This window comes from Janthinobacterium sp. SUN137 (assembly GCF_030587265.1).
Lineage (GTDB): Bacteria > Pseudomonadota > Gammaproteobacteria > Burkholderiales > Burkholderiaceae_D > Janthinobacterium > Janthinobacterium kumbetense.
The window spans coordinates 156,624-174,463 of the sequence record NZ_JAPWHZ010000004.1 but is presented as its reverse complement, the minus strand read 5'-3'; the positions used below and the strand labels follow the sequence as shown (position 1 = coordinate 174,463).

20 protein-coding genes are annotated in these 17,840 nt (G+C 60.1%); 7 read left to right on the top strand and 13 right to left on the bottom strand.

Translation table 11 applies throughout. The features are described 5' to 3' along the window. Positions 1–10 precede the first annotated feature (10 nt). Positions 11–1,642 (bottom strand): NAD(P)-binding protein, encoded by a 1,632-nt coding sequence (locus O3298_RS21210; RefSeq protein WP_305060477.1) that lies wholly within the window; start codon positions 1,640–1,642, stop codon positions 11–13. Further along, complete coding sequence (locus O3298_RS21205) at positions 1,642–3,153, bottom strand: polyamine aminopropyltransferase (protein ID WP_305060476.1); 1,512 nt, start codon at positions 3,151–3,153, stop codon at positions 1,642–1,644. Before O3298_RS21205 ends, O3298_RS21210 begins: the two co-directional genes overlap by 1 nt. Before the next feature lie 61 nt (positions 3,154–3,214). On the opposite strand from O3298_RS21205, the gene O3298_RS21200 reads away from it, so the two are divergent. From O3298_RS21200 to rsgA, 7 genes are all read left to right on the top strand, one after another. Next, positions 3,215–3,601, top strand: coding sequence for a DUF350 domain-containing protein (locus tag O3298_RS21200; RefSeq protein WP_034783828.1), 387 nt, complete (start codon positions 3,215–3,217; stop codon positions 3,599–3,601). A 27-nt stretch (positions 3,602–3,628) separates the two neighbouring features. Beyond that, positions 3,629–4,669, top strand: coding sequence for an SPFH domain-containing protein (locus tag O3298_RS21195; RefSeq protein ID WP_289912561.1), 1,041 nt, complete (start codon positions 3,629–3,631; stop codon positions 4,667–4,669). Between the two features lie 10 nt (positions 4,670–4,679). Continuing rightward, positions 4,680–6,143, top strand: a complete 1,464-nt coding sequence (locus tag O3298_RS21190) for a DUF4178 domain-containing protein (protein WP_305060475.1) — start codon at positions 4,680–4,682, stop codon at positions 6,141–6,143. Next, entirely contained in the window at positions 6,140–6,310 is a 171-nt protein-coding gene (locus O3298_RS21185) for a hypothetical protein (RefSeq protein ID WP_157814714.1), read from the top strand. The genes O3298_RS21190 and O3298_RS21185 overlap by 4 nt, the downstream gene beginning before the upstream one ends. A 2-nt stretch (positions 6,311–6,312) precedes the next feature. Then, the gene (gene speD, locus O3298_RS21180; protein WP_305060474.1) at positions 6,313–6,684 is read left to right on the top strand and encodes an adenosylmethionine decarboxylase; all 372 of its coding nucleotides are present in this window, start codon (positions 6,313–6,315) and stop codon (positions 6,682–6,684) included. Between the two features lie 63 nt (positions 6,685–6,747). Beyond that, entirely contained in the window at positions 6,748–7,302 is a 555-nt protein-coding gene (locus tag O3298_RS21175) for a hypothetical protein (protein WP_305060473.1), read from the top strand. A 264-nt stretch (positions 7,303–7,566) separates the two neighbouring features. Then, positions 7,567–8,634 (top strand): ribosome small subunit-dependent GTPase A, encoded by a 1,068-nt coding sequence (rsgA, locus tag O3298_RS21170; RefSeq protein ID WP_305060472.1) that lies wholly within the window; start codon positions 7,567–7,569, stop codon positions 8,632–8,634. Positions 8,635–8,693: 59 nt separating this feature from the next. Here the strand turns inward: rsgA and O3298_RS21165 are convergent, their stop codons facing one another. The 11 genes from O3298_RS21165 to O3298_RS21115 form a co-directional block, all read right to left on the bottom strand. Further along, the gene (locus O3298_RS21165) at positions 8,694–9,113 is read right to left on the bottom strand and encodes a F0F1 ATP synthase subunit epsilon (protein ID WP_077398374.1); all 420 of its coding nucleotides are present in this window, start codon (positions 9,111–9,113) and stop codon (positions 8,694–8,696) included. 64 nt (positions 9,114–9,177) lie between these two features. After that, positions 9,178–10,578 carry a F0F1 ATP synthase subunit beta gene (atpD, locus tag O3298_RS21160; protein WP_034752705.1) on the bottom strand — a complete coding sequence of 467 codons (1,401 nt, stop codon included), beginning with the start codon at positions 10,576–10,578 and terminating at the stop codon, positions 9,178–9,180. Positions 10,579–10,607: 29 nt separating this feature from the next. Beyond that, a complete protein-coding gene (gene atpG / locus O3298_RS21155; RefSeq protein WP_034783836.1) occupies positions 10,608–11,483 on the bottom strand; it encodes a F0F1 ATP synthase subunit gamma in 876 nt (291 codons plus the stop codon). 63 nt (positions 11,484–11,546) lie between these two features. Then, the gene (atpA, locus tag O3298_RS21150) at positions 11,547–13,088 is read right to left on the bottom strand and encodes a F0F1 ATP synthase subunit alpha (RefSeq protein WP_034752701.1); all 1,542 of its coding nucleotides are present in this window, start codon (positions 13,086–13,088) and stop codon (positions 11,547–11,549) included. 78 nt (positions 13,089–13,166) lie between these two features. Next, on the bottom strand, positions 13,167–13,712 hold the full coding sequence (locus O3298_RS21145; protein ID WP_034752699.1) for a F0F1 ATP synthase subunit delta: 546 nt from the start codon (positions 13,710–13,712) through the stop codon (positions 13,167–13,169). 2 nt (positions 13,713–13,714) lie between these two features. Continuing rightward, positions 13,715–14,185: a F0F1 ATP synthase subunit B gene (locus O3298_RS21140; RefSeq protein ID WP_034752697.1), complete on the bottom strand. Its 471-nt coding sequence runs from the start codon at positions 14,183–14,185 to the stop codon at positions 13,715–13,717. A gap of 43 nt (positions 14,186–14,228) precedes the next feature. Next, a complete protein-coding gene (atpE, locus tag O3298_RS21135) occupies positions 14,229–14,507 on the bottom strand; it encodes a F0F1 ATP synthase subunit C (RefSeq protein ID WP_034752695.1) in 279 nt (92 codons plus the stop codon). Between the two features lie 59 nt (positions 14,508–14,566). Then, positions 14,567–15,376 (bottom strand): F0F1 ATP synthase subunit A, encoded by an 810-nt coding sequence (atpB, locus tag O3298_RS21130; protein ID WP_046681851.1) that lies wholly within the window; start codon positions 15,374–15,376, stop codon positions 14,567–14,569. Between the two features lie 51 nt (positions 15,377–15,427). After that, complete coding sequence (locus tag O3298_RS21125; RefSeq protein WP_035823464.1) at positions 15,428–15,796, bottom strand: ATP synthase subunit I; 369 nt, start codon at positions 15,794–15,796, stop codon at positions 15,428–15,430. A gap of 270 nt (positions 15,797–16,066) precedes the next feature. Further along, positions 16,067–16,951 (bottom strand): ParB/RepB/Spo0J family partition protein, encoded by an 885-nt coding sequence (locus O3298_RS21120; protein ID WP_289905986.1) that lies wholly within the window; start codon positions 16,949–16,951, stop codon positions 16,067–16,069. A gap of 64 nt (positions 16,952–17,015) precedes the next feature. After that, positions 17,016–17,786 (bottom strand): ParA family protein, encoded by a 771-nt coding sequence (locus O3298_RS21115; RefSeq protein WP_034752687.1) that lies wholly within the window; start codon positions 17,784–17,786, stop codon positions 17,016–17,018. Positions 17,787–17,840: the final 54 nt, after the last annotated feature.

Genomic DNA, 17,840 nt, shown 5'->3' with positions numbered 1-17,840 from the left:
GCCGGCCTTTTTATTTAGCCGCCAGGCGCGCCGCGCGGTCCCCCCACCACGCCGCTTCCTCGAACACGGAAAAGCCCGACAAATCGGCATGCGCAAACAAAATCGCACCATCGTGCTCGCGCAGCGCCTTCAAGCCCGCATTGCTGCGAAATCCTGGCAACGGTGCCGCCATGGCGTGCCCACGCACGGTGATGTCGACCCGCTCGACGCAGCTGGCAAAGTCGCGTCCATACGCCGTCTTTAAATCGACGCTGGCCAGCGCCAGCAATTGCTCGGGCGTGGCCATATCTAACCACTTGCGCGCTTCCTGCGGCGTACGGTCGGACAGGGCCACATAGGCGCTGAAGACGGTTTTCTCGGGCGGGCGTACGCGAATGTCCTGATGGGTTGATACGACATAGCCGAGGCCCGGTTCCTGGTACACCACGTTGTCCCAGCACAGCGGCGCACGCGGCAATTCGTCGGGAAAGCGTTTAAGTAAAAAATTCGCCACCAACCACGGCGCATACGCGGGCGTATCGCGCTTCGCGTCAAAACCATACCCGGCGATGTTGTCGACCACGCGCGCGGCGACATACAGCGGCATGGCGCAGATGGCCTTGCGCGCCTTGACCAGGTAGGTGCGCGGCTGACCGTCGATCAATTCCAGGCACAGCGCCTCCACGCCCTGCTCCGTCGTCTGCACGGAAACCACCGTGCCTGCATGACGTTGGACACCTGAGGCCTGCTCCATGGCCGTGGCGACCGGTTGCATGCCGCCCGGCCAGGTCAGCCAGGCGCCGTTGCCCGCATTGGCTGCCTGTCCCCAGCGGCTGCAGTAGTAATGCAGGCCGGCCCAGGCCGAGACCTGGTCGTAGCGCGTGCCGTAATCGTCGCGGCAGCAGTAATTCAAATACCAGTGCAGGGTGGGCGAGGTATAGCCTTCGCGCTCCATCCACTGCTTCAAGGTGATGGTGTCCAGCGCCTGCCAGGCCGGGTCTTGCGACGATGCCACTGTCGGGAACACGAAGACGCGTTTGCCGTCGTTGCCATGCGCCTGGCGCAGGCGCCGCACCTCGGCAAAGAAACGCTCGTGTTGCGCCAGTTCTTCGGCAGAAACGCCTTCGGTGGGAATGAAGCCATCCTGCCAGTGGCCGTTGAACAGCAGGCGCTCCTCGGGCGCGTGCAGGATGTAACGCTCGTCGTAAGTCGGCTTTTCCGCCATGGGGTCGCGCTGGATGATACCCAGGTCGAACAGGATCTCGCGCACATGGGTCGATTCGGGCGAAGGCAGCGGCAGATAGTGACCGCCTGTCGGATAGGCCAGGTCGCCGAACTGCCCGCCGGCCGCGTTGCCGTACGGCTGGGGCCCATCGATCATGAGGAAGTCCTTGTGCCCCAATTTATTCAAACGCCAGGCGGCCGTCAGGCCGGCGATGCCGGAGCCAAGAATCGCCACGTCGGTGGTGACGGTTGCCGAGGGCGCCGGCAGCGCCGTGCGGTCGCGCAGCAGCTTGCGCAAATAATGCCCCTCGCTGCGGCCCGGATACAGCACCTTCGGCGTGATCTCCTGCCAGCGCAGATACGCGGCGATGCTGCCGATGCCAGCGGCGGCCGCCGCCGTGCCGCCGGCGGCCCACAGCATGAAGGAACGGCGCTGCATCAGCGGATCACCCGGTTCCAGTCCTGCTCGAATTCATGCACGAGCGACTGGGTATTCAAGCGATTCGGCGCCATCGGCAGCGGCTGCATGTCGGGCGGGAAGATGAACATCTCGCGCGTGGTGTCCGCGTTCAGGTAGCGCATGGGCAGGCGGTAGGTCGTCGGCGGTGTGTAGTCAAGCTGGGGCGAGGCCAGGATAAACCCCCATTCGCCGAACGAGGGCACGTAGGCGTGATACGGCCAGGTGCGCATGCCCACTTCGCGCAGGGTCGAATTGATGGTCCAGTAGGCGTGCGGGGCAAAGAAGGGTGACGTCGATTGCACCACCATCAGGCCCTTGGCCGCCAGGTGTTTTTTCACCAGGTCGTAGAACGGCACCGAGTACAGTTTGCCGAGCGCGAAGCTGGACGGATCGGGGAAATCGACGATGGCCGCGTCAAACATGTCGCCGTTGTTGCGCAGCCAGACGGCGGCATCGGCATTGACGACGGTAACCCGCTTGTCCGAGAACGAATTATTGTTCAGCTTTGCCAGTTCCGGGCGCGTGGTAAACGCGGCCGTCATGGCGGGATCGAGGTCGACCACGGTGACGTGCTCGACGTGGGGATAACGCAGGATTTCGCGCAGCGCCAGGCCATCGCCGCCGCCCAGCACCAGCACGCGGCGCGCCCACGGCAGCGCTTCCAGCACGGGGTGCACCAGCGCCTCGTGGTAGCGGTACTCGTCGCGCGAGGAAAACTGCAGGTTGCCATTGATGTACAGCCGCGTATCGTCCTTCCAGCGCGTGATCACCAGGCGCTGGTAGGGCGTAGTGGTGGAATACACGATCTGGTCGCCGAACAGGCCGTGCTCGCCCCAGGCCACCATGCGGTCCGACATGGCAAAGCCGGCCACCAGTACCAGCATCACGGCGCAAGCGCGCAGGAAGCGGCTCGTGAGGTTCTTCAGTTCCGCGCGGAACACCCAGATCGTCCACAGGCCCACGCCCACATTGAGCATGCCGAACAGGAAGCCCGTGCGCACCAGTCCCAGGTACGGCGACAGCACCAACGGAAACAGCAGGGAAACGGCCAGCGCGCCCAGGTAATCGAAGGTCAGTACGCGGCTGACCAGCTCGGAAAATTCCGTCTGGCGCGAGTTCAAGGCGCGCATCACCAGCGGCACTTCCATGCCAACCAGTGCGCCGATCAGGAACACCATCACATACAATAAGGTGCGAAATGGCGCGGCCATCCACGAAAAGGTCATGAACAGGATGGCGGCCGACAAGCCACCGATCAAGCCCACGGCCAGTTCGATGTCGACGAAGCGCGAGAGCACGTCGTCGTCCCGCACATATTTTGAAAAGTGAGCACCCACACCCATGGCAAACAAGTAGCAGCCAATGATGGTGGAAAACTGCAGGATGGAGTCGCCGAGCAGGTAGCTGGACATGGCGCCGGCGATCAGCTCATACGCGAGGCCGCAGGAGGCGACCACGAAGACGGACAAAATCAGAATCTTTTTGTTCATGGGGCTTTTTTTTGTTCTAATATGCGTTGACGTTATCAAATACTCATTTGTGAGGAATGCCGTGCCCGCCATCCTAAACTATCTGATCCATCTTTTACTGGCCGCCGGGCTACTGATTGTATTTTTTATCATCTACACGCGCGTCACGCCGTATAACGAAGTGCTGCTGATCCGCCAGGGCAACCAGGCCGCGGCCCTGTCGCTGGGCGGCGCCATGCTGGGCTTTTCCGCCACCATCGCCTCGTCCCTGATGCACACGGCCGACTACCAGCAGTTCTTCGCCTGGGCCTTTGGCGCCATGGTGGTGCAATTGCTGGCGTACGTGGTCACCACGCGCCTGCTGCGCATGTCGAAAGACCAGATCGAATCGAACAACAGCGCTTTCGGCGGCCTGCTGGCCGCCATTTCCCTGTCGATCGGCGCCATCAACGCCGCCTGCATTTCCTGACGTTTTACCTCATTCAAGGACACCATCATGAGCCTCGGCAGCTTTATCAAGAAGCAGTTTATCGACGTACTGCAGTGGAACGAAGAAACGGAAGGCGTGCTGGCCTGGCGTTTTCCCATGCAGGATTTCGAGATTCAGAACGGCGCCATCCTGAATGTGCGCGAATCGCAAGTGGCCGTCTTCGTCAATGAAGGCAAGATCGCCGACGTCTTCGGTCCCGGCACGCACAAGCTGACGACGCAAACCCTACCGCTGCTGACCAACCTGAAAAACTGGGACAAGCTGTTCGATTCGCCGTTCAAGTCGGACGTGTATTACTTCAGCACGCGCGTGCAAACTGGCCGCAAATGGGGCACGCCACAGCCGATCACCATCCGCGACAAGGATTTCGACATGATCCGCGTGCGCGCCTTCGGCATGTACTCGTACCGCATCGCCGACGCCCGCACCTTCTTCACCGAAATCAGCGGCACGCGCGAAGTGTATACGCGCGACGAAGTGGAAGATCAATTGCGCGGCATTTTGATGTCGAGCATGGCCAGCTCGCTGGGCGGCGCGAATGTCCCCTTCCTCGACATGGCGGCCAACCAGGCGCTGATGGCGCAGGAGGTCAAGGATGGCCTGGCGCAGGCGTTTTCCCGCTACGGCGTGGGCCTCGATGAATTCAACGTGGCCAGCATCAGCCTGCCAGAAGAATTGCAGGCGGCGCTGGACGAGCGCATCTCGGCCGGCATGAAGGGCGGCCTGGGCGCCGACAAGATGAGCGGCTACACGAAATTCCAGGTGGCCAATGCGATCCCGCTGGCGGCGCAGAACGAAGGCGGCATGGCCGGCATCGGCGCCGGTCTCGGTGCCGGACTGTCGATCGGCCAGGTGATGGCGCAAAGTATGGGCAATGCGCTGCAGCAGCCCGCCCCAGCGCCAGCTCCGGCGGCGCCACCGGCCCCCGCGGAAGAACCGATCGAGGCGCGCCTGGAAAAGCTCAAGGGTCTGCTCGACAAGGGCCTCATTTCGCCGGCCGACTACGACGGCGCCAAGGCTGAACTGCTGAAAAAACTGATCGGCTAAGCGCGACTGCATGCAAACTGTTTCCTGTCCCAGCTGCGGCGCGGAAGTCCGCTTCCGCTCGCACGCTTCCGTACTCGCCGTGTGCGAGTACTGCCACAGCACCATCCTCAAGGACGCCGATTCCGTCAGGGACGTGGGCAAGATGTCGGCCGTCCTGGAAGACTATTCGCCGATCCAGATCGGCACGGCCGGCGTGCACGATGGCGTGCACTTCACCGTCGTCGGCCGCATCCAGCAGCGCTACAGCGCCGGTACGTGGAACGAGTGGTATCTGCTGTTCGACGACGCCAGCACGGCGTGGCTGGGCGACTCGTCCGGCCTGTACACCCTGACGCGCGTACGCAGCACGCAAGACGCGCTGCCTGCCTTTGCCGAGCTGGCGCCGGGCAGGCGCTACACGATCTGCGGCGAACCGTACACGGCGGCCGAGATCCGCAGCGCCGAATGCATCGCCGGCCAGGGAGAATTGCCCTTCAAGGTGGGCGCTGGCTGGCGCATCCAGGTGGCGGACTTCCGCAACTACGCCAGCTTTGTCACGCTCGACTATACGGATGGCCCGCAACCCATCGTCTACCAGGGCGTGGCCGTCACCCTGGACAGTTTGAAGTGCCAGCTGCTGCGCGACGACGATACCATCGCCAGGAGCGCTGGCAAGTACCGCGGCAAGCTCGATGCGCTCGACTGCCCGTCCTGCGGCAGCGGCATCCAATATGTGCCCGGCGCTGCAGCGCAGCTGGTGTGTCCCGCCTGCCATGCGCAACTCGACGCCAGCGGTCCGGAAGCGCAGGTGCTGGCCATCGGCAAGCAGGTGCACGACAACGCCGACCTCACCCTGGAGCTGGGCGCCAGCGCGAAGATCAACAATGTGGATTTCACGGTGATCGGCATGATGCGCCGCGCCGACGACGAAGGCAGCGAGTGGAACGAATACCTGCTGTATGGCGCGCGCGCCGGCTTCTTCTGGCTGGTGGAAACCGACGATGGCTGGTCGCGCTCGAACGTGCTGCCGAACTGGCCCAACTGGGCCTCATTGGACGCCGATACCTGCACGCTCGATGGCGCCACCTACCGCAAACTGTATGACTACGGCTCGCAGGTCGTGTATGCGGCGGGTGCCTTCAACTGGAAGGTGGCCGTCGGCGACAGCACGCGCGTGTTTGAATTCGAGCAGGGACAGACCAAACTGGCGGCGGAGCTCACCGGCGAGGAAATGACCTGGTCGCGCTCCGCGCCCGTCGCCCATGATCAGATGGCCGCCTGGTTCGGCGCCGCCTTCCATGGCGGCGCCAACGTGCAGAATATCCAGCTCAGTCATCGCGGCATCGCCAAGGTCTTCATCGTCATCGTGCTGGTCTTGAATGCGATCCCCATGTTTGTCTCATTCTCCAGCACCCTGATGTGGAGTTTGCTGGGCTGCCTGGCGCTGTTCCTGCCGGCCGCTTTTCTCGACAAGAATGCAAAGAATCCCCCATGAGTAAATACGTGATCTACGCCCTGATGGTGACCTTCAGTGTTACCGCCGCCAACTGGGTGCGCATGTTCAAGGTGGCCGGCAGTAGCAGCGGCAGCAGCTGGAGTTCGCGCACGGGCAGCGGCGGCGGCAGCTATGGCGGCGGCTCCAGCGGCGGCAGCCACAAGTAAGCATGACAGCCACACCGCATCTGCCCTCGGGCACCCATTTGCTGGCCGATCTGTCGGGCATCGCGCCGGAGCGCCTGCGCGATGGCGCCGCGCTCGAGCGCCTGCTGCGCGACGCGGCCGTCACGGCCGGTGCCCAGGTGCTGCACAGCCATTTCCACAGCTTTGGCGCCGGCCAGGGCGTCACGGGCGTGGTGCTGCTGGCCGAATCGCACATCTCCATCCACACCTGGCCGGAATGCGGCTTTGCCGCCGTCGATATCTTCATGTGCGGCGCGGCCCGGCCACAGCTGGCGCTCGACGCCATCAAGGATGCGCTGCAGGCGGAGCACTGCCAGCTGCAATCGGTGCGGCGCGCGCCACCCGGGCATTCCTAGCGCCGCTGGTGGATCGCGGGGGGATCGCTTACACTGTCGGCTCATATCCCAACCGTGACTCCCATGCGCCGTTCCACCCTCCTTGCCCTGCCCCTGCTGCTGCTGGTTTCAGCCTGCAACGACTACACGGCGCCCAGCCTGTACCAGGCCACCACGCCCGAGTGCAAGACGTGGACGGAGGGTTCACGCTTCGAGCTGCCGCGCGGTATCAGCGTGTATGCCACACCGCCTGTCACCCTGAAGGATGGCGGCACCGAGCTGGCGCTGATTTTTACTCTTCCCATCGGCACGCAAGCCAGCTTCACGCGCCTGTCCTTCCTGCTGGAAGAACCAAAACAGCAGCCCTTCGCCGAAGCCAAGGTGCTGACCATCTACCAGCGCGGCATGAACCGCAAGGCGGAAATCGTCGACGTCATCGAGCAGCTGCCCATCATGTTTTCCGCCGTCGGTTCGAGCGCCGAAACCCAGTGGCGCCTGCGCCTGCAACTGCCGCGCCAGCTGCCGCAGCGCTTTGATTTATCCATGCCCGACATGCTCGTCGCCGGCAAGCGCTACCCGGTGCGCACGTTTACGTACCGCTATTTCCCCGAGCGCAGCGCTTACGGCATGTGCAGCTAATGTTGACGGCGGCGCGCGCCGCTGGCACACTGGCGTTTTCCCTCACACAACAGGAGTAGACAACATGCGCCATTCGGATACTGCCGTGCTGTCGGCTGCCTGATCACGGTCTTTCCCCGCTAAGACCCTTAGCCCGCAATTGCCCATACGCGTGATCGCGTAGCCGACTTCCCTTTCTTTCGTGCCAGTCATAACGACTGGCGGTGCCTGCACGCGCAGGCTTCACGTCCGCACGCGGACGACAGAATTTGGAATCACGCTACCATGATCGCATTTGATTTTGCGCAACTACGCCTTATCGGGCTGCAGCAGGCCATCGCCGGCGCAGCCACCCAACTCGACTTATCGTCCCCTGCCGCACAACTGCTGCGCGTGAGCGCCGTCCACCGCGACAGCCTTCTCGTGCACGACGGCACCCGGGAACACCCGGCACAGGTCCTGCCGCGCCTGTTGCACGAGCTGCTCGCGCAAGACACCGTCCTCACGGTCGGCGACTGGGTCGCCGCCGAACACGATGCTCACGGCGCGCTGTGGATAACGACGCACTTATCCCCAGTCACGCAAATCGCCCGGCGCGGCAATGACGGCCGGCGGCAAGTGCTCGCCAACAATGTCGATACGGCCCTGCTGGTAATGGGACTGGACGGGGATTTCAACCCACGCCGGCTGGAACGCTATCTGGCCATCGTGCTGGCGGCCCAGGTCAGCCCCGTGGTGGTGCTGAGCAAGGCCGACATGGCCGACGACGTGCAGGGCAAGCTGGCGCAGCTCAAACAGCGCCTGCCGTCCCACGTGCCCCTGTTTGCCATCGATACGCGCCATGCGTATGACGTGGCCATCCTGGAACCGTGGCTGGGTGCCGGCCAGACCCTGGTGCTGCTCGGTTCATCGGGCGCCGGCAAGTCCAGCCTGACCAATACCCTGTCTGCGGCGCAGCAGGCCACCAACGGCGTGCGCCATGGCGATGGGCGCGGACGGCATACGACGACGGCGCGCTCGCTGCACCTGTGCGCCAGCGGCGCCTGCATCATCGATACGCCGGGCTTGCGCAGCTGGCAGGCCGACGCCGATGCGCAGACCCTGGCGGCCACGTTTGACGACATCGCGGCGCTCGCCTCGACGTGCCAGTTCCGCGACTGCCAGCACGCCAGCGAACCAGGCTGCCAGGTGCGCGGCGCCGTCGATGCGGATCGGCTGCGCAATTATCACAAGCTGCTGCGCGACGCCCGGCGCGGCGAGGAGACGCCGCTCGAGCGCATCGCCGCGCGCGCCAGGTGGAAGACGATATTGAAGGCGGGGCAGGAAAGGAGCAGGCAGAAGCGCCAGGAATAGCCGTCAAAGCATAAAAAAAGGCAGCCCGAAGGCTGCCTTTCTTGTTGCTGGCTCGCTGATTACAGCTTGCGCAGCTTCTGGATCGCTGCCAGCTGCGCAATCGCGCTGGCCAGCTCGGCTTGCGCTTGCGCGTAGTCGATGCCCGAATCCTTGTTGTGGATATTTTCTTCCGCCAACTTCTTCGCTTCCAGCGCTTTCGCTTCGTCGAGGTCGTGACCGCGGATCGCGGTATCGGCCAGGACGGTCACGGTATCCGGTTGCACTTCCAGCAGGCCGCCGGCAACGAAGACGAACTCTTCTTCAGCCTGGCCGACTACCTTGATGCGGACCGCGCCCGGACGGATGCGGGTAATCAAAGGCGTGTGGCGTGGGTAGATACCCAGCTCGCCCTGTTCACCCGGCAACGCGACGAATTCTGCTTCGCCTGAAAAAATCAGTTCTTCAGCGGAAACCACGTCAACGTGAATTGTGTGTGCCATGTGTGTGTCCTATCGGGTTGAAGAACCCCGCCTTCTAAGGGGCGGGGTTAGGCCCAGACTTAACTTAGTTAAGTTTCTTGGCTTTTTCGATTGCTTCTTCGATCGTGCCGACCATGTAGAACGCTTGTTCCGGCAGGTGATCGAGTTCGCCCGAAGCGATCATTTTGAAGCCCTTGATCGTGTCTTTGAGCGAAACGTATTTACCAGGCGCGCCGGTAAAGACTTCAGCGACGTGGAAAGGCTGCGACAGGAAACGCTGCATCTTACGTGCGCGGGCGACCAGCAGTTTGTCTTCCGGTGCCAGCTCGTCCATACCCAGAATCGCGATAATGTCGCGCAATTCCTTGTAGCGTTGCAGGGTCGTTTGCACGGCACGCGCGGTGTCATAGTGCTCTTGACCAACGATCAACGGATCCAGCTGACGCGAGGTCGAATCCAGTGGGTCCACGGCTGGGTAGATACCCAGGGAAGCGATGTCACGCGACAGCGCAACGGTCGAATCCAAGTGAGCAAACGTGGTAGCAGGCGACGGATCGGTGTAATCATCGGCTGGAACGTAGACGGCCTGGATCGAGGTGATCGAACCGGTCTTGGTCGACGTGATACGCTCTTGCAGACGGCCCATTTCTTCGGCCAGGGTCGGTTGGTAACCCACAGCCGACGGCATACGGCCCAGCAGTGCCGACACTTCGGTACCGGCCAGCGTGAAGCGGTAGATGTTGTCGACGAAGAACAGAACGTCCTTGCCTTCATCACGGAACGATTCAGCGATCGTCAGGCCGGTCAGCGCAACGCGCAGACGGTTACCTGGCGGTTCATTCATCTGACCGTAGACCATCGCGACTTTGGAGTTCTCCGGATTTTCCAGATCGACCACTTTCGCGTCAGCCATCTCGTGGTAGAAGTCGTTACCTTCACGGGTACGCTCACCCACGCCGGCAAACACGGACACGCCGCTGTGCGCCTTGGCGATGTTGTTAATCAGTTCCATCATGTTCACGGTCTTGCCTACGCCAGCGCCGCCGAACAGACCAACTTTACCGCCTTTTGCAAACGGGCAAACCAGATCGATCACCTTGATGCCGGTTTCCAGCAGTTCTTGCGATGGCGACAGTTCGTCGTATGCAGGAGCGGTGCGGTGGATCGACGCGATCTGCTCGTGCGACACAGGGCCGCATTCGTCGATCGGGTTGCCCAGCACGTCCATGATGCGACCCAGGGTTGCTTTACCGACTGGCACCATGATAGGTTTGCCGGTGTTCTGGATCATCATGCCGCGACGCAGGCCATCGGACGAGCCGAGTGCAATGGTACGGACAATGCCGTCGCCCAACTGCTGTTGTACTTCCAGGGTCAGTTCCGAGCCTGCCATCTTCAAGGCATCAAATACCTTAGGCATCGCGTTGCGGGGAAACTCAACGTCCACCACAGCGCCGATACACTGAACGATTTTGCCATCAGCCATGTTCGTTCCTTCAATATAGTTAAATTCGTTTAAACCGCAGCCGCACCGGCGACGATTTCGGAGAGTTCTTTGGTAATCGCAGCTTGACGGGTCTTGTTGTAGATCAGCTTCAATTCGCCGATCACACTACCCGCGTTGTCGCTTGCAGCTTTCATCGCGACCATCCGTGCCGATTGCTCGGACGCCAGATTCTCCGCGACTGCCTGGTACACCAGCGCTTCTACATAGCGCTCCAGCAATTCGTCGATCACGCTTTGCGCGTCCGGCTCGTAGATGTAATCCCACGAGTGGGCGCCCTTGTCGGCGACCATCTTGTCGGCCGTCAGGGGCAGCAATTGCTCCACGACTGGTTCCTGTTTCATCGTGTTGATGAATTTGGTGTAGCACAGGTACACTGCATCGATCTTGCCTGCCTGGAACTCTTCGAGCATGACCTTGACGGGTCCGATCAGTTTGTCCAGGTGGGGCGTATCACCGGTTTGAATGGCGTGCGCAATGATCTTGACGCCGATGCGATTCAAAAAACCCAAACCCTTGTTACCGATGGCAACTGCTTCAACCCGGTTGCCAGCTGCTTCCAGCTCGCGCGACTTCGACGTCACCTGGCGCAGGATGTTGGTGTTCATGCCGCCGCACAGACCCTTGTCGGTCGTGACAACGATGAAACCCACTGCCTTCGCTTGCGTACCCTGGGCAGCTGCCAGGAACGGGTGCGTGTATTCCGGATTGGCGGTCGCCAGATTGGCGGCGATATTCCGAATCTTGTCACTGTAGGGACGGGCGGCCCGCATCCGGTCTTGCGCCTTGCGCATTTTGGACGCGGCGACCATTTCCATCGCCTTGGTGATCTTCTTCGTATTCTCTACGCTCTTGATCTTGCCTCGTATCTCTTTGCTTGATGCCATGAGTCCTTACTCCTTCTGCGCGTAGGGCGGCGCCTCACTCAAAGGTGGGCACCGCCTGGCCGCTTAATATGCGCCGGATTTCTTGAAATCAGCAATGGCCGCCGACAGAGTTGCTTCGCTGTCTTTGTCGAGTTGCTTGGTTTCTTCGATCTTGGCCAGCAGAGCAGCTTGCTTGGTCTTCATGTAAGCGTGGACACCAGCTTCGAACGACAGCACTTGCTTGACTGGCACGTCGTCCATGAAGCCTTTGTTCACCGAGAACAGCGATACGGCCATCAGCGAGATCGACAGTGGCGAGTATTGGGCTTGCTTGAGCAATTCCGTTACGCGCGCGCCGCGGTCCAGCTGCTTGCGGGTCGATTCATCCAGGTCCGAAGCGAACTGCGCAAACGCGGCCAGTTCACGGTACTGCGCCAAGTCGGTACGGATACCGCCGGACAGGTTTTTGATGACCTTGGTCTGGGCGGCGCCACCGACGCGCGATACGGAAATACCGGCGTTAATTGCAGGACGGATACCGGCGTTGAACAGCGAGGTTTCCAGGAAGATCTGACCGTCGGTAATCGAAATCACGTTGGTTGGAACGAATGCGGACACGTCGCCAGCTTGCGTTTCAATGATCGGCAGTGCCGTCAGGGAACCGGTCTTGCCTTTGACGGCGCCGTCGGTGAACTTCTCGACATAGTCGGCGTTCACGCGTGCTGCGCGTTCCAGCAGGCGGCTGTGCAGGTAGAACACGTCGCCTGGGTACGCTTCGCGACCTGGTGGACGGCGCAGCAGCAGCGAGATTTGACGGTATGCAACAGCTTGTTTGGACAGATCATCGTAGACGATCAGTGCATCTTCACCGCGGTCACGGAAGTATTCGCCCATGGCGCAACCGGAGTACGGCGAGATGTATTGCATGGCGGCCGATTCCGAAGCGGAAGCGGCGACAACGATGGTGTATTCCATCGCGCCGTGCTGTTCCAGCGAGCGCACGATGTTCTTGATCGACGAGGCTTTTTGGCCAATCGCGACGTAGATACATTTCATGCCCTGGCCTTTTTGATTGATGATCGCATCAATCGCCACAGCCGACTTGCCGGTTTGACGGTCGCCGATGATCAGTTCGCGCTGGCCGCGGCCAACTGGAACCATCGCATCGATCGACTTCAGGCCGGTTTGCATTGGTTGCGAAACGGATTCACGGGCGATCACGCCCGGGGCGATTTTTTCAATCGCGGCCGTCAGTTTGGTCTCGATGGCGCCTTTGCCGTCGATCGGCTGACCCAGCGCGTTGACAACGCGGCCGAGCAGCTCAGGACCGACTGGCACTTCCAGAATGCGGCCGGTGCATTTCACCGTGTCGCCTTCGGAGATGTGCTCGTAGGCACCCAGAATCACGGAACCGACGGAGTCGCGTTCCAGATTCATGGCCAGGCCAAACGTGTTGCCTGGGAATTCCAGCATCTCGCCTTGCATCACGTCCGACAAACCGTGGATGCGGCAGATACCGTCGGCGACGGAAATAACCGTGCCTTGATTACGCACTTCAGCGCCGCCGTCAAGACCTTGGATCCGGCTCTTGATCAACTCGCTGATTTCAGATGGGTTGAGTTGCATACTAACTCCTAAAAGTGTTTCTCTCAGCTTGCGCGAGGGGTAAGGGTCTGTCTAAGCTGGCCTGCCGAAGCGCGTGTCTTACGACACCAGTGCAGCGTGCAGTTGCTGCAGCTTGGCGCGCACCGAGGTGTCGAGCACTTGGTCGCCAACAACCACGCGCACGCCGCCGAGCAGCGATGGATCCACTGTGACGGCAGGGTTGAGCTTACGACTGAATTTCTTTTCCAGCGTTGCGACCAGCTCGGCCGTTTGGCCTTCGCTCAGATCGAAAGCGCTCGTGATCTCGGCGTCAGCCGCACCTTCCAGACCGTTTTTCAAGGCATGGAATTGCGCGCCGATTTCCGGCAGCAGGCTGATGCGGCCATTTTCGATCAACATCGTGACGAAGTTTTTCACTTCCTCATTGAGCGGCGATTTCAACAACGACAGGATGGTGGCGGCGACGTCGCTTTCCGAAACTTTCGGATTGCGCGCGTACGCCTGTACCTCGGGGTGGCTACCGATCTGTGCCAGTTCGGACACCAGTTCGGACCACGCCGCGAGGTTGCTTGACTCCTTACCAGCTTGGGCTACGCGGAACAAAGCTTCCGCGTAGGGACGGGCGACGGTTGCGAGTTCTGCCATGATTACAGCTCGACAGCAAGACGCTGCAACATTTCGGCGTGAGCCGTAGCGTTTACTTCACGCTTCAAGATCTGCTCGGCACCCTTGACAGCCAGGTCAGCCACCTGAGCGCGCAATTGTTCGCGTGCTTTCGACAGTTGCTGTTCGGCGTCCGACTGGGCTTGCGCAATGATACGCGCAGCTTCAGCTTGTGCATTTTGCTTGATCTCTTCAGCAACCAGCTGCGCGCGCTTTTCAGCGTCCGCAACGCGTTGCGACGCTTCTTCACGTGCACTGTTCAATGCCTCTTGCGCACGCTTTTCAGCGACTGCCATCGAAGCCTGACCTTGATCGGCCGCAGCCAATCCATCCGCGATTCGTTTGGCACGCTCATCCAGCGCGTTGTTCAGCGCTGGAAATACGAACTTCATCGAGAACCAGACCAACACCGCGAAGGTGATCATCTGGCCGATGAGCGACATATTGATGTCCATACCTTTGCTCCTAACTAAAAGTTTCTCCTAGGGTTGGAGCGAATTACTGAGCAACAGCCGTCAGAGCGGACAGGAACGGGTTAGCGAACGTGTACAGCAGAGCAACACCAACGCCGATCATCGAGATAGCATCCAGCAGACCAGCGATAACGAACAGTTTGGTTTGCAGTTGTGGCATCAGTTCTGGTTGACGTGCCGAAGCTTCCAGGAATTTGCCACCCAAGATAGCGAAGCCCAGAGCGGTGCCGATTGCGGCCAGGCCGATGATGATTGCTGCTGCCAGAACGGTCATGCTTTGTACTTGTGCGATCAGAGCTTGCATAAAATTCTCCTAAATTTAAAAACGAAAGATACTAAAAAAACAAAATATAAAGTTAATGATTAATGTTTCTCAACCGCAAGGCTCAGATACACAACCGTCAACGCCATAAACACAAAAGCTTGCAAAGTTACAATCAAGATATGGAAAATTGCCCATGGACCACCCAACGCCCACTGTGCCCACCAAGGCAACAACGCGATCAAGATGAAAATCAGTTCGCCGGCATACATATTGCCGAACAGTCGCAGCGACAGGGAGATCAGTTTTGCAACCAGCTCAACCATTTGCAGCAGGAAATTGACAGGTGCCAGGGCGATCGTGCCGATCAGGCCGCTCGCATGGAACGGTGCCGTGAACAGTTCCTTGATCCAGCCGCCCAGGCCCTTGGCCTTGATCGAGAAGGCGATCACGCACAGCACGACCGACAGCGACATGGCGAAGGTGTGGTTGACGTCGGCGGTCGGCACGGCGCGCAGTTTATGCACGCCAAACCAGCTCAGGATCTTCGGCAACAGGTCAACCGGCAGGAAGTCCATCGCGTTAAGCAACCAGACCCACACAAAAATAGTGATGGCCAGCGGCGCGATGACCTTGCTTTTCGCGTGGAAGGCCCCATTAATAGTGTCATTGACGATTTCCATGACCATTTCGACGAAGTTTTGCAACTTGCCAGGGACACCAGCCGTCGCGCGGCGCGACGCCATATAGAAAACAGCCAGGAAAACAAAGCCCAGAATGGCCGAAATCCAGAACGTATCCAGATTGATCATGCCGTCGGCACTTCTCAGGTGGGCCAGATGGTGACTGATGTATTCTGTGGCGTTGGCCGGGGCAGCATGGCCCGCTTCAATAGCGTGTTCTGTGGTCATAATGAATTTAGATTTGTCGTTTCAGAGCTCAACAGGCCCCAAAACCAATGATTAAACAGCGAGCAATGAAAACCAGTATGCTAAGGTTGCCACCGCGAAACCCAAGATCAGCCATAACCAGGCGGCCGACTGAAACAACACCAGTGCCAATATAAACAGCACCGCTGTGATAAATATTTTCACCACTTCTGCGCGCAAATGCGCCCGGAATGCCTTATTGGCGTCGCTAGAACCGCGAACCACCAACAGGGCATACACCAGGCTACCGATGACTGCGATAGCGCCGCCGTATGCGGCGGACCAGCCTCTGACATTGCCACCAAAAAACAGGGTGACCGTGGCAAAGCTGATAGCGATTGCTAGCTGCAATGCAACTACTTTGTAGACTGGCTTGGCAATACTTTGTTGTGAATCACTCAATTGCCAAGTTCCCAGAAAAATCTACACACGCAAAGACACGGGATTATAGTTGGCTTTGATCTATAGAGTCAAACGTTGCTGCACCGCAGCAGGGCAATTGCTGCGTGAAACTGACGCTTTACCGACTATTCGCCGCCTTTTGCACCACTATATGGCAAAGTCGCTTGTCTGGCCGCTTCCAGCCGTGTTATCAAGGAATCACGTGGTGCATCTGGAAAGCATGGCTGGATCGTCCACACCCGCATGGCCCCTGTCTTTGCAGCTTGCTATTTAACCACGCAAGCGGGTCAACAAACCATCGAGCACGTCAAGATCGGCAAAATCAATCACCAATTGGCCGCGGCCCTTGTTGCCCATCTTGAACACCACGGGCGTGGCCAGCGCATCGGACAACTCTTCTTCCAGGCGCGCGATGTCGCCGGACTTTTCCTTCTGCCGCGGTTCGACCGGGTTGGCCGCTTCCTCGACCGTGCGGGTGACGAGCTTTTCCGTTTCGCGCACCGACAGGCGCTTGGCCACGACCTGGTTCGCCAGGGTGATCTGGCTGGCCGCATCGACGGCCAGCAGCGCGCGCGCATGGCCCATGTCGATATCGCCGGCCATCAGCATGGTCTGCACTGGATTGGCCAGGTTCATCAAACGCAACAGGTTCGACACGGCGCTGCGCGAGCGTCCCAGCGCAGTGGCCGCTTGCTCATGCGTAAAACTGAAGTCGGCGATCAGGCGGTGGATGCCCTGCGCCTCTTCCAGCGGATTCAAGTCTTCGCGCTGGATGTTCTCGATCAGCGCCATGGCGGCGGCGGCCAGATCGTCCACGTCGCGCACCAATACCGGCACTTCCGTCAGGCCGGCCAGCTGCGAGGCGCGGAAACGGCGTTCGCCAGCGATGATTTCATATTTGATAACGCCGCTCAGGGTGTCTTGCCCGATCGGCCGCACCAGGATCGGCTGCATCAGCCCCTGCGCCTTGATCGAGGCGGCCAGTTCATTCAAGGCCCCCTCGTCCATGCGCGTGCGCGGCTGGTATTTGCCCGCTTGCATTTGCGACACGGGCAAGTTCGACGGTTGATTCGTGTCCGGACTGGCAAAGTCGCCGCCGCCGCCCAACAGGGCGTCGAGTCCGCGACCCAGTCCTTTTAATTTTTTCGTAGCCATGCTGTCCTAATCGTGTTTTCAGAGTAAGCGCTTACATCACAATGTGCAGGCGCTCGCCCCTTGTTTACATATGTTTGATGCGTTCGACCATCTCGGCGCCGAAGGCGATGTACGCCTGGGCACCTTTCGAGCTGGGGTCGAAGGTCACGCCGGGCAAGCCGTACGATGGCGCTTCGGCCAGGCGGACGTTGCGCGGGATGATGGTATTGAATACCTTGTCGCCGAAGTGCTGCTCCAGCTGCGCCGACACTTGTTGCGATAATGTCATGCGCGGATCGAACATCACGCGCAGCAAGCCGATGATCTTCAGATCCGGGTTCAGGTTGGCGTGCACCTTCTTGATGGTGTTGACCAGGTCGGACAAACCTTCCAGCGCGTAGTACTCGCATTGCATCGGGATGATCACGCCATGCGCGGCGCACAGGCCGTTCAGGGTCAGCATCGATAATGCCGGTGGGCAATCTACTAATATGAAGTCATATTCGCCGTCCACTTCGGCCAGCGCATCCTTCAGGCGGCGTTCGCGGTTGTCCAGTTCGACCATCTCCACTTCCGCGCCGGCCAGCTCGCGGTTCGACGGCAAGACATCGAAGCGCCCCGCTTCCGAACGCTGGCGTGCCGTCTTGACATCGGACTCGCCCAGCATCACTTCATAGGTCGACGCCTTCAAGCCGGCCTTGTTGATGCCGGCGCCCATGGTCGCGTTGCCCTGCGGGTCGAGGTCGACCAGCAGCACGCGCTGGTTCAACTTGGCCAGACCGGCGGAGAGGTTGACACTTGTTGTGGTTTTACCAACACCACCCTTTTGATTTGCTACACAAAAAATTTTGGCCATGTATCTTCTAGTTGTAAAGAGATGCAAACTTCATCGTGCGCCCCGGCATCTGGC